Consider the following 21382-nt stretch of genomic DNA (forward strand, 5'->3'; position numbering starts at 1 on the left):
TCATTTTCAGTTCAATGAACAAAGTTCTAAGATTTGATGGCGTTATCCGGCTCCGCTTGTATTCGTCAAAGCAAGAAGTGTGCCAGTTCACTACATCTTCGCCCAATATGGTTGAAATTCGGAACATGGTGTAAAAATATGGAAAATATTTATGGTTAACGCGCCGTATACACTCGTTAACCACTTGTTAAGTGCGTTGGCTCCGGTTTTGCTGATTACGCGTTGAACCTCCGTCGGGCTGTCCCGACGTGGGACGATCCGCAAGCGGAGTGCGCGAAGCGATGTTCGAGTTCGGACGGGATTTGAAGCGGTTGTTCGGCGTCGACGCCGAGGGTGGCTTCAAGGGAGCATGGCGTGAGGGGCTCACGGGCGGCGACACGTCGCTGCTGGAGCTGCTGGATGTTCGTCTTCTGACCAACGAGGCCCGCTCGGCCGACGTGGTCGCCGGCCGCATCGGGTCCAAGGATCGCGGCGCGCGCCTGCTGGAAGCCGCCGTCGTCTGGCGCGAACTGGCCCGCCGCAGCGGCGACGCCACGGCTCTTAGAAAGGGCGCGGCCCAGGCCGAGGCCGCCGTGAAGATCTTCGAGACCGAACGCCGTCATGACGCTCTGGCCGCCGCCCGTTGCGAGCAGGCCGTGCTGGCCGTGCTAGGCGCGGACCTGTTTGGGGACGAGGGCCTGGCAGCCGCCGCTTCGATGAATCTCGCCCGCACGCCCGCGCCGCAACGCACCGCCCTTTGCGGCGCCCTGGCCGCTGGCCTGGAAGGTCGCGCGGCCCTCTCCGACAACAATGTCGATCGCGCCCTGGCCGCGGTTCAGGCCTATGAGGCGCCGCTGCGCGCCTTGGCCGCCGCTAAGCGCGTGAAGGGCGGCCCGGCGCGCTTGCAACTGGCCGACCAGCGCGCCGCGCGTATCGAACTGATCCTGGCCTGCGCCGAGCGCATGAAGGACCGGGCGCTGGCCGAACTGGCCGTGTCGGAGGCCAAGACGGCCGCCGGCGTGCTGGATCCCGATTTCGAACCGCTGGCCTGGGCGCGGCTGGAAGGCCTGCGCGGTCAGGCCCTGGTGCTGCTGGGCGAGCTGGACGGCGAGCTTTCGCGCATCGCCGACGGCGTCGAGGCCCTGAGCGCCGCCGCCGAGGTGCTGACCGCCGACCACAGCCCGATGGACTGGGCGCGGGCCCAGGCCTCGCTGGGCGTGGCCATGCAGGCTATGGGCGAGGCCTCGACCAGCGAGCGCGCCTTCGAGCAGGCCGTGTCGGCCTATGATCGCGCCACCGTGGTGCTGAAGGTCCAGCCGGCCCTGGCCCTGCGCGCTGTCGTGGCCAACAACCGCGCCCTCTGCCTGGCCCGCTGCGCCGAGCTGACCGCCGACCTGGCCGTGCTGGACGCCGCTGAGCTGGCCTTCAAGGCCGAGCTGGCCGCCGCGCCCGGTGGCCGCGATCCGGCCAGCTGGGCCGTGGCCCAGATGAACCTTGCCCGCCTGTACGAGGCCCGCGTCGAGATCACCGGGCGCGACGACGGCCGCCTGGCCCGCGCCGGGGCCGCCCTGGCCTGCGCCTTCGACGTCTTCTCGGAACTGGGCCTGCGCTCGCTGACCGACCTGGCGGCACAAGGCCTGCAACGACTGAAGCAGGCCCAGGCCGCCTGATCCGAAACGGAACACACGGCAGCCGAGAGGCCGCCGGAAAAAGATAAAGTAAGGGATGAACTCGTGATCGCTTCGCTCGCTCTCGCCGCCGCTCTCGCCAACGCCGCTCCGGCCAAGGCTCCGTCCGAGCTGCTGACCCCGGTCTCCGAGCCGCGCGTCGCCGTCGCCCTGCTGAATTGCCTCGTCAAGAACGACGGCCACCTGACCGGCTGCACCGTGCAGGAAGAAAGCCCCAACGACCTGGGCGTCGGCCAAGCCGCCCTGTCGATGGCCTCGCAATTCCAGGTCGACCTGCTGGGTCCGGACGGCAAGAGCCGCGCGGGTTCGTACATCCAGGTCCCGGTGCGTATCCGCATCCGCTAAGGACAGTCGCAGGCCGGCGGCTTCAGGCCGCCGAAGCCTCGCGCAGCCACTTGTCGACCGTCGCGTACAGAATGTCCTTCTGGATCGGCTTGGCGATGTGGTCGACCATGCCCGCCTCGCGGCAAAGGGCGATGTGCTGGGGCAGGGCGTCGGCGCTCATGGCGATGACCGGCACGTCTGACGCGGGTCCCGGCAGGGCGCGGATGGCGCGTGTCGCGGCAAGCCCGTCCATCCCGGGCATGTGGATGTCCATCAACACGATGTCGAAGTCGCCGCCCTCGACCCGCTCGACGGCCTCCTGGCCGTTCTCGGCGGTGACCACTTCGCACCCGGCCAGGGTCAGGAAGGCGCCGCCGATCTCGCGGTTCATGGGGTGGTCGTCGACCAGCAGGACGCGGGCCGCCGCCGTCCGGTCCGGAGCCGCGGAAACGGCCTGACCCGGCGCGGCGCACGGCGCGGCCGAAAGATCGATCCAGAACGTCGAGCCCTGGTCGGCATTGGCCTGCATGCCGATCTGACCGCCCATCAGCTCGATCAGGGCCCTGCTGATCGCCAGGCCCAGGCCCGCGCCGCCGAACGCCCGGGTGACCGAGCTGTCGCCCTGGGAAAAACGCTGGAAGAGCCGATCGCGCAGTTCCGGCGGCACGCCGATGCCGGTGTCGCTGACCTCGATCCGCAACGCGTCCGTCTCCGGTCCCGGCGTGATCGTCAGGCGCGCGGTTACCCCGCCGGCGGGCGTGAACTTGACGGCGTTGTTGAGCAGGTTGAGCAGCACCTGGCGCAGGCGGGCCGCGTCCAGGGCGTGGTGACGATCGGTCTCGCCGACGACCTGGATATCCAGCGCCAGGCCCTTGCCACGGGCGTCCTGGGCGACGATGGCGGCGGCGTCGCGCAGCACCGTCTCGGCCCGTACCGGGGCGGTCTGCAGCTCGACCCGTCCCGCTTCGACGCGGGAAAAGTCCAGCACGTCGTTGACCAGGGTCAGCAGCGCGCCGCCCGCCCCGTCGATCAGGGTCACGTGGCGGCGGGCCTCCGGCGCCAGGTCGTCGCGATCGGCCAGCAGGCGGGTGAAGCCCAGCACGCTGTTCAGCGGCGTGCGGATCTCGTGGCTCATGGTGGCCAGGAAGTCGGTCTTGGCCTGGCTGGCGGCCTGGGCGCGGGCTTGGGCCTTGCGCGCCAGGACCTGGCGATGGACCAGCTGGCGCTTGAGGCGCTGCTGGTCGGCCAGCACCAGGGCGGCGGCCAGGCAGGTGAAGAACAGGGCGCCGACGAAGAGCTGCAGGCCGTGCATACGCTCGGACGCCTGCGCCCGGGTGGCGGCCTCGGCGGTGATGCCCAGGACGCTGAGCGGCGCGGCGATGGCGGCGACGACCACGGTTGCCCAGGCCGCGCCCTTGGGGCCCAGCCGGAAGGCGACCAGCACCCCGGCGGGGAAGACCAGGAAGGGCAGGGTGTGGCCGGGCCGGCCGAAGGCCCACAGGGCGGCGACCGCGACCACGAAATAGCAGGCGGCCTTCTCGAGCGAAGAGCGCTCGAAGCCGTGCCGGATCCGGGGATCGAACAGCAGCAGGGCGGTCGGCAGGCCAACGGCCATGCCCATCATGGTGATGAACAGCCAGTTCTTGATCATGCTCGCCAGGTTGGCGTGGACGATCGGCGCGGTGATCAGGGCGCCGAGCACCGCGATCCCGGCCGTCACCGGCGCGGCCAGGCCCACGACGGTCAAGGCCCGCTGGAGGTTCTTAAGGCGCGGAGGTCCACCGAAAGCCTTGCCCAGGACCAGAGCGATCAGCACCGCCTCGGTGGTGTCCAGCGAGGTGAAAAGCGCCGTCAGGTGCAGGGGCGTGCCGCTCAGGCGGTCCAGCAGCAGGTGGCTGGCGATGCTGAGCACCAGCAGCACGAGGCGTCGGCCGGGCGTGAGCAACAGCAGGCCGGCTGCCAGCAGGCCGTTGCAGGGCCACAGGGACGCCATGCCCGACGGCCCGCGGGTCAGCATGTCGCAATAGCCGATGACGGCGGCGTAGGCGATGGCGAGGATCACCAGCAGGCGCGTCTGGCGCGCTTCGTCCTCGAACCTCTTGCCAGCCTTCATGACGCTTACCTCGATACGCAGCCTGCGGGCCACACTCGCCCCAGCATCGCGTCGAACCCCGCCTATTCGGTTAAGGGAGCATGGTGTTTCACCTAAAGCCCGCCCGAGTATGGGTAGCCCCGCGACCCACCGTCGCGCCCCCCGTTTCTGACCGTCCGGGTAACAACTCCTAACGCCCTGTTAACCATATTCCGAGCATCTTCACGCCTCGAAACAGCGCGGCCAGTACGGCCGATTCCCGACGAGGCTTTGCATGAGTGGCGCCGAGGTTCTTGATGTCGGCCGCGACGCGATCTGGCTGACGCTTCAGCTGTGCGCGCCCTGCCTGATCGTCGGCCTGGTGATCGGCGTCGCCATCGGCCTGTTCCAGGCCCTGACCCAGATCCAGGAACAGACCCTGGTCTACGCCCCCAAGATCGTCGCCATCTTCGTCTCGCTGCTGATCTTCCTGCCGATGATGGGCGCGCTGATGAGCGCCTTCATGCGCCAGATCGCCGCCCGCATCGCGGGCCTGTAGGAAAGGGCGGGGCGTAACCGGTGGACTCCTTCGCCACGGCATTTCAGGTCTATGTCGCCGCCCTCGTGTTCTCGCGAGTGGCCGCCATGGTCATGACCATGCCCGGCATCGGCGACCAGGCCGTGCCGCCGCGCATCCGCCTGTCGTTCGCCCTGCTGATGGCGCTGGTCCTGGGCCCGCTGGTCGCCCCGACGGTGCCGCCGATCCCCAACACCCTGGGCGGTCTGGTCGGATCGGTGATCCACGAGATCCTGATCGGCCTGATGATCGGCTCGGTGCTGCGCCTGTTCATGACTTCGCTGACCACGGCCGGCGAAATCATCTCGATGCAGACCACCTTGTCGTTCGCCCAGAGCACCAATCCCTCGATGCAGGGCTCGAGCACGGCGGTGGCCACCTTCCTGTCGATGCTGGGCCTGACCCTGGTGATGGCCACGGGCCTGCACCACCTGTTCATCGGGGCGATCGTCAAGTCCTACACCCTGTTCCCGTTCACCCGTCCCGTGCCGGTCAATGACGCCGTCACCCTGGCGGTGCGGACGGTGGCGCAGTCGTTCACCCTGGGCGTCCAGCTGGCCGCGCCGGTGATCGTGTTCTCCCTGGTCTTCAATCTCGCTGTCGGCCTGGTCGGCCGGGTCATGCCCGCCTTCCAGATCTTCTTCGTGGCCTCGCCGCTCAGCGTGATCCTGGGCCTGTCTCTGCTGGCGCTGTCCCTGGGCGGCATCGCCATGGTCTGGACCGACCGCTACGCCGAACTCCTGCGAATTTTCAGCTAGGGGGCGCGCATGGCTGACGATTCAGATCCCGAGTCGAAAACAGAAGAACCGTCAGCCAAGAAGCTTTCGGACGCCCGCGCCAAGGGCGACGTCGTCAAGTCGGCCGATATCCCGCAGCTGGCCTCGCTGGCGGGCGCGGTCTCGGTGATGCTGATCGCCGGCGGCTGGCTGACGCGCGACCTGATGAGCGCGCTCTATCCGTTCATCGCCCACGCCGGCACGATCGAGCTGTCCAGCGGCGGCGCCATGCTGATCATGAAGCAGGCGGTCATGGCCGCCATGCCGCCCTTGGTGCTGGTGATGGTCGTGGCCTCGGCGCTGGGCGTGGTGGGCAACGTGGCCCAGACCGGCTTCATGCTGACGCCCGACAAGCTGAAGCCCGAGTTCAGCAAACTGGACCCGATGAAGGGCCTGGGCCGCATCTTCGGCATGCAGGGCATGATCCAGTTCGCCAAGTCGATCGTGAAGATCGGCGTCACGGCCCTGATCGCCTGGATGGTGCTGAAGCCCAATGTCAACGAGGTGCGCAACCTGGTCGGCATGGACGTGGGCCTGCTGATCCCCGAGGCGATCAAGCTGTCCAAGAAGCTGCTGATCATGGTGATCATCTTCCTGGTCGCCACCTCGGCCTTCGACTGGTTCATGCAGCGCCAGCAGTTCATGAAGCGCATGCGCATGACGCTTCAGGAAGTGAAGGACGAGTTCAAGCAGTCGGACGGTGACCCCCACATCAAGGGCAAGCGCCGCCAGATCCAGATGCAGCGCTCGCGCCAGCGGATGATGCAGGCCGTGCCCAAGGCGACCGTCGTCGTCATGAACCCGACCCACTACGCCGTGGCGCTGAAGTATGAGCCTGGCGAAACCCCTGCGCCGCTGTGCGTGGCCAAGGGCGTCGACGATCTGGCCCTGAAGATCCGCGCCATCGCCGAAGAGCATGGCGTGCCGGTGCTGGAAGATCCGCCCCTGGCGCGCGCCCTGCACGCCAGTGTCGAGGTCGACGAGGAGATCCCCGTCGAGCACTTCGAAGCCGTCGCCAAGGTCATCAGCTTCATCATGAACGGGAAGAAGCCGCAGGCTCGTCAGCCGACCCGCGCGCGTCCGCTCTAACCAAAATCACGAAAACTGACCTAGCGCGCGGGAAAGGCTATTCTTTCTCCGATTGCGGGTGAGTCGCAGCCTCGCCGTAACAAAGGTAACGATTGCCCCGATGGCCGATTTCCAGCTCCAGGACAAAGCTTCGACCGGCGCGCCGCGCCGGCGCTTCGACCCGTGGCTGATCGGTGCGGCGGTATTTTTCGTGGCCGCGGCCGCGTTTTCGGCCGCTCCGGCGCTGAAGGCCGGCCCGACCACCCTGGCGGGCCTGCTGCTACTGCTGGGCGTGGCCGGCGTCGCGGTGCTGGGCCTGGTGGCCATTCGGGGCTCGGGCGCCAGCGGCGATGATTCCGACCAGGCCGAAGGCTTCATCGAGGCCCTGAGCGAGCCGGCCGCCCTGGCCGGCCCCGACGGCCGCGTGCTGCTGGCCAATCCCGCCTGGCGCGACGTCATGGGCGAAAGCCGCCGCCTGCCCAACGGCGCGGCGGGCTCCAGCCTGTTCGCCGCTCTGGTCCAGGCGCGCAAGGGCCAGATGGCCGAGGGTACGCTGACGGCCGGCGCCCAGGACTACACCGCCAAGGTCTCGCGCCTGGTCGGCGGCCGGCTGCTGATCCGCCTGGCGCCGATCTATGTGCCCGAGCCGGTGGCCGAGCTGTCGATCCCGGCGCCGGTGGTCGAGCGCGCGGCCGCGCCGCAGAACGCCCTGGACGCCTTCGCCGGCGCCTCGCCGTTCGGCGCGGCCCTGCTGGAGGGCATGGAGCCCTTCAAGTCGCGCATCCTGGAGACCAACCCGGCCCTGACGACCATGACCGGCGCCCAGGCCGGCGGCGTGTTCGGCGACCTGATCGATCCCGCCTCGCGCGCTGAAGCCGAGACCCGCCTGAACGAAGGCCGCGCCGGTCCGTTCGAGGTGCGCCTGGCCCGTGATCCCAGCCGGATCGCTCACCTCTATCTCTACCGCGCCGACGGCCGCGTCGTGGCCTACATGATCGACGTCTCGGAGCAGAAGCAGGTCGAGCTGCAGCTGGCCCAGGCCCAGAAGATGCAGGCCATCGGCCAGCTGGCCGGCGGTGTCGCCCACGACTTCAACAACCTGCTGACGGCCATCCAGCTGCGCCTGGACGAGCTGCTGCATCGTCACCCGGTCGGCGATCCGTCGTACGAGGGCCTGAACGAGATCCGCCAGACGGGCGTGCGCGCCGCCGACCTGGTCCGCAAGCTGCTGGCCTTCTCGCGCAAGCAGACTGTCCAGCGCGAGGTGCTGGACCTGGGCGAGCTGATCTCGGAATTCGAGGTCCTGCTGCGCCGCCTGCTGCGCGAAGACGTCAAGCTGATCACCGACTATGGCCGCGACCTGCCGCAGGTGCGGGCCGACAAGAGCCAGCTGGAAACGGCGGTCATGAACCTGGCCGTCAACGCCCGCGACGCCGTGCGGGCGGCCAAGGGCGGCGGCATCGTGCGCATCCGCACCGCGCGCCTGACCCGCGACGAAGCCGTCGGCCTGGGCTTCCCGGCCGCCGAGAGCGACTGCGCCTTCATCGAGGTGTCGGACGACGGCCCCGGCATTCCTCCGGATGTCATGGGCAAGATCTTCGACCCGTTCTTCACCACCAAGCCGGTGGGCGAGGGCACGGGCCTGGGCCTGGCCACGGTCTACGGCATCGTCAAGCAGAGCGACGGCTGGATCCACGTCCATAGCCGTCCGGGCGAGGGCGCGGCCTTCCGCATCTTCCTGCCGATCTACGACGCGCCGCCGGCCGTCGCCGCCGCCCAGGCCGCGGCCAAGGCCGAGCCGGTCAAGCCGCGCGCCGCCCGCGACCTGTCGGGCGCCGGCCGCATCCTGTTCGTCGAGGACGAGGACGCCGTCCGCAGCGTCGCCGCCCGCCTGCTGCGCGCTCGCGGCTACGAGGTGCTCGAGGCCGCCGACGGCGAGGAGGCCCTGATCATCGCCGAGGAGAACGCCGGCACGATCGACCTGCTGATCAGCGACGTGATCATGCCCGGCATCGACGGTCCGACCCTGCTGAAGAAGGCCCGCGGCTATCTGGGCAGCGCGCCGGTGATGTTCATCTCGGGCTATGCCGAGGCCGAGTTCAGCGACCTGCTGGAAGGCGAGACGGGCGTGACCTTCCTGCCCAAGCCGATCGACATCAAGACCCTGGCCGAACGGGTCAAGCAGCAGCTGCAGGCGGCTTAAAGGGATTGCGGAATTCAAGCATGGCCGCGCTACTGCGCTCATGCGTTCGCTTTCCCTGACCCGCCGCGCCGCCACGGGCATTGGCCTCGCCGCTTTCGCCGCGCCGGCCCTGGCCGCCGCCTCGACCGTGCCCCGCTGGGGCGTGCACGAAATCACGCTCAAGGCGGCCGCTCCCGGCAATCCGTTCGACGTCGCTCTGACCGCGACCTTCACCGACGGCAAGACCAGCCTGAAGGTGCGGGGCTTCCACGACGGCGAGGGAACCTGGAAGATCCGCTTCAGTCCGCCGACGGAAGGCCTCTGGCGCTGGCGGACGAGCAGTCCGGTCAAGGCGCTGAACGGCCAGGCCGGCTCCGTCACGGCGACGGCCCCGCGCGACCACGGCCCGCTGAAGGTCGTCGCCGGCTTCCACTTCGCCCATGCCGACGGGACACCGTACCGTCAGGTCGGCACCACGGCCTATTCCTGGGCTCAGCAGAGCGACGCCCTGTGCGCCGAGACCCTGGCCACGCTGAAGGCCTCGCCGTTCAACAAGATGCGCATGTGCATCTTCCCGAACGTGGCGGGCGAGCCGATCTTCCCGTTCGAGAAGGCCGGCGAGGGCTGGAACTACGACCGCCCGAACCCGGCCTATTTCCGCATGCTGGAGGACCGCGTCCGGCGGCTGGGCGAGATCGGCGTCCAGGCCGACCTGATCCTGTTCCACCCCTATGACGACAAGACCGGCTGGCACGCCATGACGCCGGCGCGGGACGATCGCTACATCCGCTACATGGTCGCCCGGTTCGCGGCCTTCTCGAACGTCTGGTGGTCGCTCGCGAATGAGTGGGACTTGGTGAAGGCCAAGTCGATCGCCGACTTCGAGCGCATCGGCCAGCTGATCCAGGCCGAGGACCCGTACGGCCGCCTGTGCTCGATCCACAACTGGCGCGATCTCTATGACTACGGCCGGCCGTGGATCAGCCACGCCAGCGTCCAGCATGGGGCGGCGGTGATGGACGACAGCCGCGCCCAGATCTATCGCGACGTCTGGCGCAAGCCGGTGATCTTCGACGAGGTTCGTTACGAGGGCGATCTGGACAAGCGCTGGGGCGACCTGACGGCCGAAGACCTCGTTCAACGCTTTTGGCACGGTACGGTGGCCGGGACCTATGTCGGCCATGGCGAGGTCTTCAAGGAGGGCGTGCGCTGGACGGCCAAGGGCGGCCATTTCACCGGCCACAGCGTGCCGCGCCTGGCCTTCCTGAAGACGGTGCTGGAGGCCGGGCCGACACCGGGGCTGGATCCCATCGACCGCACCTGGGACCAGCACCTTGGCGGCAAGGCGGGGTCCTACTACCTGCGCTATTTCGGCGAGACCGCGCCGACCCAGTGGGCGCTGGACCTGCCCAAGGACGAGCTGACCGGTGGCGAGCGCTTCAAGGTCGACGTGCTCGATACCTGGAACATGACGGTGACGCCGGTCGACGGCGAATTCCTCATGACTAAGAAGGACGCCTACTACCTGCATGACCCCAAACGGCCGACCGTGACGCTGCCCGGCCGGCCGTGGATGGCGGTGCGGGTGGTCCGCGTCTAAGCCCGCGCGGGCAGGAACTTCGGGTTGCGCAGCAGGGCCGCACTGGCCAGGGCGACCAGCAGGCCAACCGGGAAGATCTCGGCGAAGGTCATGGGCATCCGGTACAGCGGGTTGGCGTAGTTCCTGGTCATCTGCGCCATCTCGGCCGCCAGCTTGTCATAGGCCGCGCCCGACAGGCCCTCGGCCTTTTTCGCCGCCAGCATCTGGGCGGTGTAGTCGTCCATGAAACGATAGTGGGTGATGGCCAGATAGCCTTCCCAGATCGCGACATAGGCCAGGCCCGCCACGACCGCGACGCCCAGGCCGATCAGGAAGGCCGGCCAGAACTTGATGACCCCGCCCAGCACCTTGTCGCGATGCGACTTCACCGCCAGCAGGATGGCGGGCAGCCCGACCAGCATGATCAGGTAGCCCAGGAACAGGCTGTGCTTGGCCGACAGCACGATGGTGGCGATCATGCCCAGGATGATGATCGCGCCCGAGATCAGGCCGTAGGTCAGGATGGTGCGTTTCATGGGATCCTCCCTCCGCGCCGCCCCCTGCGACGCGTCCTGAGACTGCCCAGGGTCTCGGGTAGAACGGTATCACCCGAACGGGTGAATTCGACCGGTTTCAGGGGATCAGCGCCAGGTCGCGCGCCTTGCCGATCGCCTGGGTGCGACGGCTGACCTCCAGCTTGCCGTAGAGGTTGGCCACATGGGTCTTGACGGTGTTGGGCGAGAGGCCGAGGTCCCGGGCGATCTCCTTGTTGGAACGGCCGGCGGCCAGGCGTTCCAGCACCTTCACCTCTTGCCCTGTGAGGCCCAGGCTGGCGAGGGCGGCGTCGTTGCGGGCGAAGGTCTCGGGGCGGGCGCGCGCCGCCAGTCTCCAGCCGATCCAGACCCCGCCGGCCGCGAAGGCGGCGCCGATCAGCCCGACATAGACCTGCCAGGAAAAGGCGCGGACCAGGAACCGGTACTCCAGCCATTGCAGCCCGAACGCGCCGACGGCCAGCACCAGCGCCCACAGGAGGACGGTGCGGATCATGCGGCGAAGGTGCGCGATCCGTGCGGGGATCGCCAGCATCCATCTGGCGAAACGATTGACCGTTATCTTCGAAATTCCCGACGGCGGCGGGGGCGCTAGGGTCGGGTCATGATCGAAGCATGCGACACGCTTCCGGCCGCGATGGCGGCCTATACGCAGGCCTTCCGGACCGGCGACGCCGCCGCGACGCTCGACCGCGTCCAGCCCTCGACCGTGGTCTACGCGATGGAGGGAGGCGAGGTCGTCGGCCAGACCCGCTCTGCCTGGAAAGCGGCTCCCGCCCAGCCCGCGCTGGACCTGACAACACAGGTGGTCAGCGAAGGCCCCCGCACGGCGATCGTCACGGCGCGGTGGACGCAAGCTGGCGTCGCGCGACGCGACTACACACTGTGGGCTCGCTTGCAGTGCCGCTGGCGCATCGTCGGCCGGGTGGTCGGTCCTGAAGGCCCGCTGGAAGCTTCGGCCGCCCAGGGCGTGCGGGCGGCGGTGGATATGAAGCTGCGTTCCGACGCCGGCTGGAACGCCGCCGAACTGGCGCAGGCGATTGACCCCCGCGCGCTGGTCATCACGCTCGACGACGAGCAGATAGTCGCCGCCTCGGTGGCCGACTGGCAGGCGCGCTACATCGTGCGGGCGCGGACGAACTATCCGTCGAAACAGACGGCGGTGGCGCGGGCGGAGGAGGGCAGGGGCGATCTCGGCGTGGCGACCTGGACGTTCAAGTCTGCCTCGGGCGCGATCTATGCCGACCGTGCGGTCCTGCTGCGCACGCGCGAGGGCTGGCGGATGCTGGCTCTGCTGTGGGTTCGCGAAGACTAGAGCCTGGCCTTGGCCTCGGGCGGGGCCACCTGGTCGAACAGGATCTGTAGATGCTGGTCCTTGGCGTGGTCGTTGTGCAGCTCCCACGACAGCGAGACCGGCAGGCGCAGGCGGCCGCCGTCGGGCAGGCGGGCGATCAGCACGCGCCAGGAAAAGCCCTCGCCGGGATCGCCCAGCGGATCCTTGAACTCGACCGGGGCCGGATCACGCAGGCGAAAGCGCCGCTCGGGATTGGCCTCGAACCAGGCGCGGTCGGCCTCGGCGGTCGGATCCTTGACGATCTTGGTGGTGACTTTGCGAACCATGGCGCCCTCCTACCACCGTTCCCATCTGGGTGACATGAGCGAGAAGGCGATCAAGCGCGTGAAGGCCGACTGGAGCGAGGTGGTGCTGGTGTGCCGCAAGTGCTCGAAGAAGCTGAAGGGCGGCTTCGGCGATGACGGCGACCAGAAGCTGGCCAAGGTGCTGCGCAAGGCGATCGGGGCCAGGGGCAAGGGTCGAAAGGCCAGCGCCGCCGTGATCGAGGTCGACTGCCTGGACGTCTGTCCCAAGGGCGCGGTCGTGGCCGTGAAGGCCTCTGCGCCGCGCGAGTGGGCCGTGGTCCCCAGCGGCGCGTCGACGGCCAGCGTGATTGAGCGGTTGGGCCTAGACCGGCCGCGCTAGAACCCGCTGGCCCAGGCCCACGATCGTCAGGGCCGAGGTCGCGCAGACGATCGACACCCAGAAGCCGCTGCGAGCCCCGAAGCTATCGACCACCCAGCCGGCCACGAAGGCGCCCAAGGCCATGCCGATGCCGATCCCGGTCATCACCCAGGTCACGCCCTCGGTCAGCACCTCGGCCGGCACGCGGCGCTCGACCAGGCCGAAGGCGGTGATGAAGGTCGGCGAGATGGCCACGCCGCTGAGGAAGATCGCGCCGGCCAGGGTCACGACACTGTTGGCGGCTAGCAGGGGCACGGTGGTGACCAGCAGCACGGCCAGGGCGACCAGCAGCTGGCGGTTCAGCGGCGCGCGCAGGTTCAGGGCGCCGACGATCAGGCCGACGATGAACGAGCCGATGGCGTAGACCCCGATCACCAGGCTGGCCGCGCCGGGCTGGCCCAGGTCCTTGGTCAAGGCCACGGTGCTGACCTCGGCCGTGGCGAAGATCGCGCCGACGAAGATCAGCGCCGCCGTGATGATCTGGACGGCGGGCAAGGTGATGGCCGAGCGGTGCGGGACGCCTTCGACCGCCCGGACCTTGGGCTCGGTGGCCTTTTGCAGCACGAAGGCGGTCATGCCGGCGGCCAGGAACAGGGTCGAGATCAGCACCCCAGCCTCGGGAAACAGCGCGACGCTCAGGCCCACCGACAGCGACGCGCCGGCGATATAGACCAGCTCGTCGGCGGCGGACTCGAAGGCGAAGGCGGTGTTGAGCTGCGGCGTGTCGCGGAACACCTCGGTCCAGCGGGCCCGCACCATCGCCGGCATGCTGGGCATGGCCGCCGCCAGCAGGGCCGAGCCGAACAGCGTCCAGGCGGGCCAGTCCAGATGCGTGGCCAGCATCAAGAGCGCGAAGGCGACGACGGCGATGGCGGTGGCCGGAACCAGCAGCCGGCTCTGCCCATGGCGGTCGACCAGCCGCGAGATCTGCGGCGCCAGGATGGCGTTTGTCAGGGTGAAGGTCGCCGCCACCGCGCCGGCCAACCAGTATCCGCCCTTGGCCTGGGACAGCATGGTGACGATGCCGATCGGAGCCATGGCGATAGGCAGGCGCGCGGCGAAACCGGCGGCGGCGAAGCCCTTGGTTCCCGGCGCCTGGAAGATCTCGCGATAGGGGTTCGACACGGTCCCTGCCTCCTGTTGGCGCGACGTCTTCGGAAGACATACATACGCCTCGTATGTTATCGCAGGTGGTGACATACGTACCGTATGTCAACTACGAGGTCCGTCATGTCGCGCCGATCGCGCCCGGAGATGATCGCGGAGACCCGCGCCAAGCTGATCGCCGTGGCCCGCAAGGCCTTTGGCGAAAAGGGTTATGCCGAGGCCTCGATGGACGACTTCACCGCCGAGGCCGGGCTGACGCGGGGCGCGCTGTACCACCACTTCGGTGACAAGAAGGGCCTGCTGGAGGCCGTGGTCTTGCAGATAGACGCCGAGATGGCCGAGCGGCTGTCGGCGATCGCGGCGGCCGCGCCCTCGCGCTGGGAAGGCCTGGTGGCCGAGAACGTCGGCTATATCGAGATGGCGCTGGAGCCGGACATCCAGCGGATCATGCTGCGCGACGCCCCGGCGATCCTGGGTGACCCATCCACCTGGCCCAGCGCCGACGGCTGCATTGCCACGATCCGCGCCAATCTGGAGCACTTGCAGGCCGAGGGCGTCGTGCGGACCGACATCGACCCCGACGCCGGCGCGCGGCTGGTCTGCGGCGCCTCGACCGACGCGGCTCTGTGGATCGCCAATGCCGAGGATCCCGAGGCGGCGGCCTTGAAGGCCATCCCGACCTTCAAGGCCATGCTGGAAGGCCTGCTGAAGCGCTAGAGCCCGAACGCGGCGAGCAGGCGGTCGGCGGCGGCGGAGGCGGGCAGCTCGCCCTGGCGCACGGCTGTCTCCAGCTCGGGAACGAGCGCCGCCACCGCCGGCGCGGTCTTGAAGGCGTCCTCCAAGCGGTCGCGGACCATGGCCCACATCCAGCGGGCGTCCTGGTCGGCGCGGCGAGACGCTCTCGCGCCATTGGCGGTCATGACCTCGCGATGGCGCTGGATCTGTTGCCACAGGACATCGAGTCCTTGGCCGGTGAGCCCCGAGGCGGTCAGCACCGGCGGTGTCCAGTCCGGATGAGCGGGCGTGAGGATGTGCAGGGCGTTGCGGTAGTCCCGCGCGGAGCGCTCGGCCTTTTGTGGATCGGCGTCGGCCTTGTTGATGACCAAGAGGTCGGCCAGCTCGATCAAGCCCTTCTTGATGCCCTGCAACTCGTCGCCGCCGCCAGGGATCAGCACGGCCAGGAAGATGTCGACCATATCGGCCACCACCGTCTCGGACTGGCCGACGCCGACGGTCTCGACGATCACCACGTCGAAGCTGGCCGCCTCGCACAGCAGCATGGCCTCGCGGGTCTTGCGCGCCACCCCGCCCAGGGCGCCGCCGGACGGGCAGGGGCGGATATAGGCGTTCGGCTGGACGCTGAGCTGTTCCATCCGCGTCTTGTCGCCCAGGATCGAGCCGCCGTGACGACCGGACGAAGGATCCACCGCCAGCACCGCTACCTTGTGCCCGGCCTCGACGAGGTCGCAGCCGAAGCGTTCGATGGTCGTCGACTTGCCGGCGCCTGGCACGCCCGTGATCCCGATCCGCTGGGCCTTGCCGGTCAGGGGCATCAGGCGCGAGAGCAGGGTGCGGGCGGCGGTCTGGTGATCGGCGCGGCGGCTCTCGACCAGGGTGATGGCGCGCGCGAGGGCGGCGCGGTCTCCGGTGACCAGGCGCTGCTCCAGGCTGTCGATGTCGAGATTAGGGACCACGGTCCCGGATTAGAGGACGACGGCGGTCCCGGAAACCGAAACCATCATCATCGAGCCGTTGGGGCCGACGGTGTTGTAGTCGAGGTCGACGGCCAGGATGGCGTTGGCCCCCAGCTTCTCGGCTTCCTTGACCAGATTCTTCATGGCGTCCTCGCGGGCGCGGGCCAGGACGCGCTCGTACGACTTGGAGTGGCCGCCGACGAAGTCGCGGATCGCGGCCAGCAGGTCCAGCACGACATTGGCCCCTAGGATCGACTGGGCATAGATCGCGCCCTTGTACTCCCGGACGGGATTGCCTTCGATGAACGGGGTGGTCGAGATCAGCATCCGGGAATCCTGGCGGACAACAAGGTTAACTTAGGCGCAAACGCCGCCGTTCGCGAGGGGCTCCCCCGAGAAGCGGTGCTTTCGATCACGGCGTTCGCTCAGCAGGGGAATCTGGGGCCCTGGCTCTTCCGGCGCGGCCAGGCTTCAGGCAGATTGCCCGCGTTTACCGTGTCCGGAGCCGCCTGGTGATCTTCGCGAAGTCGCACATCGAGCTGCACAACATCCGCAACAATGTCGAGCGGGTGAAGAAGCTCTCCGACAACGTGGTCGGCATCGGTCCGCTGGGCATCGGCCTGGACGGCCTGCTGACCTGGATCCCGGGGGCGGGCGAGCTGTACAGCCTGGGCGCTGGCGGCTTGATCGTGCTGGACGCCGTGCGGGCCCGCGCCGCGCCGATGATCGTCATCCAGATCGTGGCCATCATCCTGATCGACACCGTGGCCGGCTCGATCCCGGTAGCCGGCAAGGCGGTCGACGTGCTGTTCACCGGCCACAAGTGGTCGGCCGACATGCTGACCAAGCACATGGACGACACGATCTACTTCGAGGGCTCGCGCAAGGACGTGCAGGCCACCCAGGAGTATCGCGACCTGCTGGCTCGCATCCAGCAGGGCAAGGAACGCCGCCGGGTCGTGTTCCTCGGCTGATAGCAACGACAACAGGGGCGGAGCGTTGAGCCAAGCATGACCGACGATCTTTCGCTCAGCTCCGGCTATTCGGATCGGCATGAAGGCCGTCGCGCCAAGGCTCATCGCGCCTGGCGCTCGGCGGAGACGATCAAGCGCCTGTCGGACCGGCTGATCGGCATCGGTCCCATTGGTCTGGGTCTCGACGGTGTCCTGGCCTGGGTGCCGGGCGCGGGCCTGGCCTACGGCATGGGCGCGGGCGCGTTGCTGATGTTCCACGCCTTTCAGGGCGGAGCGTCGGCGGGGACACTGGCGCGGATGACGGCCTATCTGGTCGCCGACAACATCTCCGACACGGTGCCCGTCGCCGGCTGGCTGGTCGACACGCTGTTCCCCGGCCACTTGATGGCGGCGAAGGCGCTGCAGAAGGACATCGAGGCTCGCCATGGCCTGCCCGAGGAGATCGCCATGGAGCGCTCCAAAAAGAAGCGCGGGCTGTTCCGCCGGAAGGGCGGCTAGCGGATCGGCGGCAGGTCCGCGAGACGCAGGGTGACGTCCGGTAGGACCAGAGCGGTCACGGTGTCTTGGGCCGTGTAGCGAACGACGTCGCGGTAGCCGCCGTCAGCAGGATCGCGATGGACGATGACCGTGTCGGTGTTCACGTCCACGACCCAGTAGTCGCGCACGCCATATTCCGCGTAGAGTTCGGCCTTGAGCGTAAGGTCTTTTGTCACCGTCGACTGCGCGATCTCGACAATCAGGCCGACATTAGCGCCGTCTATGCCGGTGAACGGAAGAGACGCGTCATAGACATGGATATCCGGGTCGGGCGCGTAGGTCGGAGCCAGACGCAGAGTCGTATCCACGACCACTTCGACGGTATCGCCGCCAAGCGCGGAGAAGCGCTTGGCGATCTGCAACTTCAGCCAACCATGCAGCGAGCCTTCGGAGGCCATCTCGACCAGAACCCCGTCGATCAACTCGACGCGAGCATCTTCGTCGAGGATGCCAGCCTCCTGCATGCGCAATACATCGTCCAGCGTGAAGCGGTGCTGTTCCGACGTTTCCAGCGCTCGGGCGAAAGCGTTCATGGGTACAGATTGTACATCAACGGTGCACGTATGCACATGTGCATACGTGCACGAGTGCGCCGTTAATGTGCGATCACGCCGCCGCCTGCGTGTACCCCAGCTGCCGGTTCAGCTGCTCCAGCAGCTCGATCGCCGCTTCCGCGATCACCGTGCCCGGCGGGAAGATCGCCGCCGCGCCGGCGTCGCGCAGGGCCTGGAAATCCTGGGGCGGGATGACGCCGCCGACGATCATCAGGATGTCGTCACGGCCTTGCTTGGCCAGCTCTGCCTTCAGCTCCGGGGCAAGGGTCAGGTGACCCGCCGCGAGGGAGCTGGCGCCCACGACGTGGACGTCGTTCTCCACCGCCTGGCGCGCGGCTTCGGCCGGGGTCTGGAACAGCGGGCCGATGTCGACGTCGAAGCCAAGGTCGGCGAAGGCGGTGGCGATGACCTTCTGGCCGCGATCGTGACCGTCCTGGCCCATCTTGGCGATGAGGATGCGCGGGCGGCGGCCGTCGGCCTGCTCGAACGCCTCGACCATGGCCTTGGCGCGGGCGGTGGTCGGATCGTTGCCGGCCTCCTTCATATAGACCCCCTGGATCGACTTGATCTCGGCGCGGTGGCGGCCGAAGACCTTCTCCATGGCCATGCTCATCTCGCCCAGCGTGGCCTTGGCGCGGGCGGCGTCGACGGCCAGGGCCAGCAGATTGCCGGTCCCACGCGCGCCGTCCTCCAGCGCCTTCAGGGCGCGCTCGGTTTCAGCCTCATCGCGTTCGGCCTTCAGGCGGGCCAGCTTGTCCAGCTGCTGGGTGCGCACCGAAGCGTTGTCGACCTTCAGCATCGGGATGTCGTCGGCGACCTCGGGCTTGTAGCGGTTGACGCCGACCACGCTCTGGCGATTGGCGTCGATGCGAGCCTGGGTCTTGGCGGCGGCTTCCTCGATGCGCAGCTTGGGGATGCCCCGTTCGATGGCCTTGGCCATGCCGCCGGCGGCCTCGACCTCCTCGATGTGCGCGAGGGCCTTCTGGGCCAGTTCGTAGGTCAGGCGCTCGACATAGTAGCTGCCGCCCCAGGGGTCGGCGACGCGGGTCGTGCCGCTTTCCATCTGCAGGAACAGCTGGGTGTTGCGGGCGATGCGGGCCGAGAAGTCGGTCGGCAGAGCCAGGGCCTCGTCCAGGGCGTTGGTGTGCAGGCTCTGGGTCTGGCCGTTCACGGCGGCCATGGCCTCGACGCAGGTGCGCGAGACGTTGTTGAACACATCTTGCGCCGCCAGCGACCAGCCGGAGGTCTGGCTGTGCGTCCGCAACGAGAGCGAGCGGTCGTCCTTGGGATCGAACTCGCGCTTCATCAGACGGGCCCACAGCAGGCGGGCCGCGCGCATCTTCGCCACTTCCATGAAGTAGTTCATGCCGATCGCCCAGAAGAACGACAATCTGGGAGCAAACGTGTCGATGCTCATGCCCGCCGCGACGCCAGCGCGGGCGTATTCGACGCCGTCGGCCAGGGTGTAGGCCAGCTCCAGGTCGGCCGAGGCCCCAGCCTCCTGCATGTGGTAGCCGCTGATCGAGATCGAGTTGAACTTGGGCATGTTCGCCGAGGTGAAGGCGAAGATGTCCGAGATGATCCGCATCGAGGGCGCGGGCGGATAGATGTAGGTGTTCCGCACCATGAACTCTTTGAGGATGTCGTTCTGGATAGTCCCCGAGAGCTTGTCGGGGCTGACGCCCTGTTCCTCGGCCGCGACGATGTAGAGCGCCAGGATCGGCAGCACCGCGCCGTTCATGGTCATCGACACGCTCATCTTGTCGAGCGGGATGCCGCTGAAGAGCGTGCGCATGTCCAGGATCGAGTCGATGGCGACGCCCGCCATGCCGACATCGCCCTTCACCCGCTCGTGGTCAGAGTCGTAGCCGCGGTGGGTGGCCAGGTCGAAGGCCACCGACAGGCCCATTTGACCAGCCGCGAGGTTGCGGCGGTAGAAGGCGTTGGAGTCCTCCGCCGTCGAGAAGCCCGCGTACTGGCGCACCGTCCAGGGGTTGGTGACGTACATGGTCGGATAGGGACCGCGCACGAACGGCGCGACGCCCGGGAAGCCGCCGGTGAAGTCCAAGTCGGCCGCGTCCTCGGCGTCATAGGCCGGGGCGACCGCGACGCCTTCCGGCGTGTTCCAGGCCGCGCCTTCGGACGCGGGGGCGGACGCGACTTCAGCGAAGTCGATGGTGGTGAAGTCGGGGAACTTGCCCATGGCTCAGGCCTCCTCGAAGGCGGCGGCGAAGCGCACCGGGGTCAGGGCGGGGCAGCGGCTGTCGGGGCCGGGCAGGCGGATGTCGGGAGCGGCGACGGCGACGGGCTCCGGCGTCTCGACCTCCGGCGTCTTGTCGTCGGCGTTGGGGAAGGCGGTGACGCCCAGGATCTTGCGGGACTTGTCGGCGAAGGCGGCTTCCTGCGCCGCGCGTGTCGTCGCCACGATGTCGGCGATCTGGCCGCTTTCCAGCGCCTTGATCATACCGCCTAGGCCTTCGATGAACTGGAAGCCGCCCCAGGCGGCGCGGGCCATCTGGTCGGTCAGGCTGTCCAGGTACCAGGCCCCGCCGGCCGGATCGGCGACGCGGGCTAGATTGCTCTCTTCCATCAGGACGAGCTGGGTGTTGCGGGCCTGGCGGCGAGCGAATGCCGTGGGCAGGCCAATGGCGTCGGTGAAGGCGTCCAGCACGATGACGTCGGCCCCGCCCACCGCGCCGGCGAACCCGGCCGAGGTCAGGCGCAGCAGGTTGGTCCAGGCGTCGGCCTTGGCCAGCATGCGGCGCGAGGAGCGGACCTCTATCTTGGGAGGCGCTGTGACGCCGCAGGCGTCCGTGATCCGGGCCCACATCGCCTTGGCCGCCCGGACCTTGGCGACGCCGGTGAAATATTCCCCGTCCAGGCTGACGCCGAGCACGATCCTGCCGAAGGCGTCTTCCATCGAGAGGCCCGAGCGGACCAGGGCCTTGGCATAGGTCACGGCGCTGGCGGCCATCACCGCCAGCTCCTCGGTATTGGAGCCGCCGGCCTCATGGACGGCGCGGCCCGTGGCCAGGAACAGGCTGGCCTTGGCGTAGGTCCCGGCCAGGCGCGCGCCGACCGTGGCGGCGTTGAAGACGTGGGCCTCCATCGGGCCGGGACTGACGCCGGCCTGCGCGAAGGCGGTGAGGGGATCGATGTGGAAGGCCAGCGGCGCATTGGGCGCGGCCTTGGCCAGGGCGCCCAGCCAGTCGGCGGCCTTGGGACCCAGGAAACCGGCGTCCAGCGCCACCGGGGCGAGGTCCAGCAGCACGCCCGACAGCGCCTTGGCCAGGTCGTCGGCCGAGCCGATCGTGACACCGTCCATACCGGTCGGATCGATCTGCAGCAGCACCGAGGCCGCGCCGCCTTCTAGGTCGGTCAAGATGTCCTTGGCCACGCGGGTCGGGTCGGGATGGGCGGCGCGGGTGCGCAGGTCCCAGGGGCGCTCGGGATCGCGGAGGCGCAAGTCGCGGGCCACGGCGACGCCGTCCTGCGCGGTGTAGAGCGGCTGAATCGTCAGGCCGTCGGGCGTCTTGACCGTCAGGGCGTCGTCGAAGCTCTGGCCTTTCAGGGTCTTCTCGACCAGGGCCATCCAGCGGGCGCGCGTCGCGTCGTCGCCTTGGGCGCCAAATTCCTCGGCCAACGGCATTGTCGACACGGTCAAAGCGTCTCTCTCCTGCGGTGCAGCATTTTTTATCTTTTGG

General features: G+C 68.4%; 22 protein-coding genes. 12 read left to right on the plus strand and 10 right to left on the minus strand.

Features of this window, described 5'->3' with window-relative positions; all coding sequences use genetic code 11:
* Positions 1–269 precede the first annotated feature (269 nt).
* Both J7528_RS10615 and J7528_RS10620 read left to right on the plus strand, forming a co-directional pair.
* Positions 270–1649: a hypothetical protein gene (locus J7528_RS10615; RefSeq protein ID WP_291873806.1), complete on the plus strand. Its 1380-nt coding sequence runs from the start codon at positions 270–272 to the stop codon at positions 1647–1649.
* 63 nt (positions 1650–1712) lie between these two features.
* Entirely contained in the window at positions 1713–2012 is a 300-nt protein-coding gene (locus tag J7528_RS10620; protein WP_291873807.1) for a hypothetical protein, read from the plus strand.
* A gap of 22 nt (positions 2013–2034) precedes the next feature.
* Here J7528_RS10620 and J7528_RS10625 read toward each other — a convergent pair whose 3' ends face one another.
* Complete coding sequence (locus tag J7528_RS10625) at positions 2035–4104, minus strand: ATP-binding protein (protein ID WP_291873810.1); 2070 nt, start codon at positions 4102–4104, stop codon at positions 2035–2037.
* Positions 4105–4357: 253 nt separating this feature from the next.
* Between J7528_RS10625 and fliQ the strand changes: the two genes are divergently transcribed.
* The 5 genes from fliQ to J7528_RS10650 all read left to right on the plus strand — a co-directional run bounded on the left by fliQ (position 4358) and on the right by J7528_RS10650 (position 10265).
* A complete protein-coding gene (gene fliQ, locus J7528_RS10630; RefSeq protein WP_291873813.1) occupies positions 4358–4621 on the plus strand; it encodes a flagellar biosynthesis protein FliQ in 264 nt (87 codons plus the stop codon).
* A 20-nt stretch (positions 4622–4641) separates the two neighbouring features.
* Positions 4642–5397, plus strand: coding sequence for a flagellar biosynthetic protein FliR (fliR, locus tag J7528_RS10635; RefSeq protein ID WP_291873814.1), 756 nt, complete (start codon positions 4642–4644; stop codon positions 5395–5397).
* A gap of 9 nt (positions 5398–5406) precedes the next feature.
* Complete coding sequence (gene flhB / locus J7528_RS10640) at positions 5407–6504, plus strand: flagellar biosynthesis protein FlhB (RefSeq protein WP_291873817.1); 1098 nt, start codon at positions 5407–5409, stop codon at positions 6502–6504.
* Positions 6505–6604: 100 nt separating this feature from the next.
* Positions 6605–8686 (plus strand): cell cycle histidine kinase CckA, encoded by a 2082-nt coding sequence (gene cckA / locus J7528_RS10645; RefSeq protein ID WP_291873820.1) that lies wholly within the window; start codon positions 6605–6607, stop codon positions 8684–8686.
* 40 nt (positions 8687–8726) lie between these two features.
* Entirely contained in the window at positions 8727–10265 is a 1539-nt protein-coding gene (locus J7528_RS10650) for a DUF5605 domain-containing protein (RefSeq protein ID WP_291873822.1), read from the plus strand.
* Here the strand turns inward: J7528_RS10650 and J7528_RS10655 are convergent.
* A complete protein-coding gene (locus J7528_RS10655) occupies positions 10262–10780 on the minus strand; it encodes a DUF4199 domain-containing protein (RefSeq protein WP_291873824.1) in 519 nt (172 codons plus the stop codon). The genes J7528_RS10650 and J7528_RS10655 overlap by 4 nt on opposite strands.
* 97 nt (positions 10781–10877) lie before the next feature.
* The gene (locus J7528_RS10660) at positions 10878–11291 is read right to left on the minus strand and encodes a response regulator transcription factor (RefSeq protein ID WP_291873826.1); all 414 of its coding nucleotides are present in this window, start codon (positions 11289–11291) and stop codon (positions 10878–10880) included.
* 108 nt (positions 11292–11399) lie between these two features.
* Between J7528_RS10660 and J7528_RS10665 the strand changes: the two genes are divergently transcribed.
* Entirely contained in the window at positions 11400–12110 is a 711-nt protein-coding gene (locus tag J7528_RS10665; protein ID WP_291873828.1) for a hypothetical protein, read from the plus strand.
* Here J7528_RS10665 and J7528_RS10670 read toward each other — a convergent pair.
* Positions 12107–12415, minus strand: coding sequence for a hypothetical protein (locus tag J7528_RS10670; RefSeq protein ID WP_291873831.1), 309 nt, complete (start codon positions 12413–12415; stop codon positions 12107–12109). The two genes, J7528_RS10665 and J7528_RS10670, sit on opposite strands and share 4 nt — an antisense overlap.
* Positions 12416–12449: 34 nt before the next feature.
* On the opposite strand from J7528_RS10670, the gene J7528_RS10675 reads away from it, so the two are divergent.
* Positions 12450–12773, plus strand: a complete 324-nt coding sequence (locus tag J7528_RS10675) for a (2Fe-2S) ferredoxin domain-containing protein (protein ID WP_291873835.1) — start codon at positions 12450–12452, stop codon at positions 12771–12773.
* On the opposite strand, the gene J7528_RS10680 is transcribed toward J7528_RS10675, so the two are convergent.
* The gene (locus tag J7528_RS10680; protein ID WP_291873839.1) at positions 12756–13937 is read right to left on the minus strand and encodes an MFS transporter; all 1182 of its coding nucleotides are present in this window, start codon (positions 13935–13937) and stop codon (positions 12756–12758) included. The two genes, J7528_RS10675 and J7528_RS10680, sit on opposite strands and share 18 nt — an antisense overlap.
* Positions 13938–14042: 105 nt before the next feature.
* Here J7528_RS10680 and J7528_RS10685 point away from each other — a divergent pair, with 105 nt between their 5' ends.
* Positions 14043–14636 (plus strand): TetR/AcrR family transcriptional regulator, encoded by a 594-nt coding sequence (locus tag J7528_RS10685; protein ID WP_291873841.1) that lies wholly within the window; start codon positions 14043–14045, stop codon positions 14634–14636.
* Here J7528_RS10685 and meaB read toward each other — a convergent pair.
* The gene (gene meaB, locus J7528_RS10690; protein ID WP_291873844.1) at positions 14633–15613 is read right to left on the minus strand and encodes a methylmalonyl Co-A mutase-associated GTPase MeaB; all 981 of its coding nucleotides are present in this window, start codon (positions 15611–15613) and stop codon (positions 14633–14635) included. The two genes, J7528_RS10685 and meaB, sit on opposite strands and share 4 nt — an antisense overlap.
* 9 nt (positions 15614–15622) lie before the next feature.
* Positions 15623–15940 (minus strand): YbjQ family protein, encoded by a 318-nt coding sequence (locus tag J7528_RS10695; protein WP_291873847.1) that lies wholly within the window; start codon positions 15938–15940, stop codon positions 15623–15625.
* Between the two features lie 182 nt (positions 15941–16122).
* Here J7528_RS10695 and J7528_RS10700 point away from each other — a divergent pair, with 182 nt between their 5' ends.
* Both J7528_RS10700 and J7528_RS10705 read left to right on the plus strand, forming a co-directional pair.
* Positions 16123–16587 (plus strand): DUF4112 domain-containing protein, encoded by a 465-nt coding sequence (locus J7528_RS10700; RefSeq protein ID WP_291874416.1) that lies wholly within the window; start codon positions 16123–16125, stop codon positions 16585–16587.
* Positions 16588–16623: 36 nt separating this feature from the next.
* The gene (locus J7528_RS10705) at positions 16624–17085 is read left to right on the plus strand and encodes a DUF4112 domain-containing protein (protein WP_291873851.1); all 462 of its coding nucleotides are present in this window, start codon (positions 16624–16626) and stop codon (positions 17083–17085) included.
* Here J7528_RS10705 and J7528_RS10710 read toward each other — a convergent pair.
* The 3 genes from J7528_RS10710 to J7528_RS10720 form a co-directional block, all read right to left on the minus strand.
* Positions 17082–17657: a Uma2 family endonuclease gene (locus tag J7528_RS10710; RefSeq protein ID WP_291873853.1), complete on the minus strand. Its 576-nt coding sequence runs from the start codon at positions 17655–17657 to the stop codon at positions 17082–17084. The genes J7528_RS10705 and J7528_RS10710 overlap by 4 nt on opposite strands.
* 73 nt (positions 17658–17730) lie before the next feature.
* A complete protein-coding gene (gene scpA, locus J7528_RS10715; protein WP_291873855.1) occupies positions 17731–19881 on the minus strand; it encodes a methylmalonyl-CoA mutase in 2151 nt (716 codons plus the stop codon).
* Between the two features lie 3 nt (positions 19882–19884).
* Positions 19885–21327, minus strand: coding sequence for a methylmalonyl-CoA mutase subunit beta (locus J7528_RS10720; protein WP_291874419.1), 1443 nt, complete (start codon positions 21325–21327; stop codon positions 19885–19887).
* Positions 21328–21382 lie beyond the last annotated feature (55 nt).

The organism is Caulobacter sp. (genome assembly GCF_017744445.1).
In the GTDB taxonomy this organism is placed as follows: domain Bacteria; phylum Pseudomonadota; class Alphaproteobacteria; order Caulobacterales; family Caulobacteraceae; genus Caulobacter.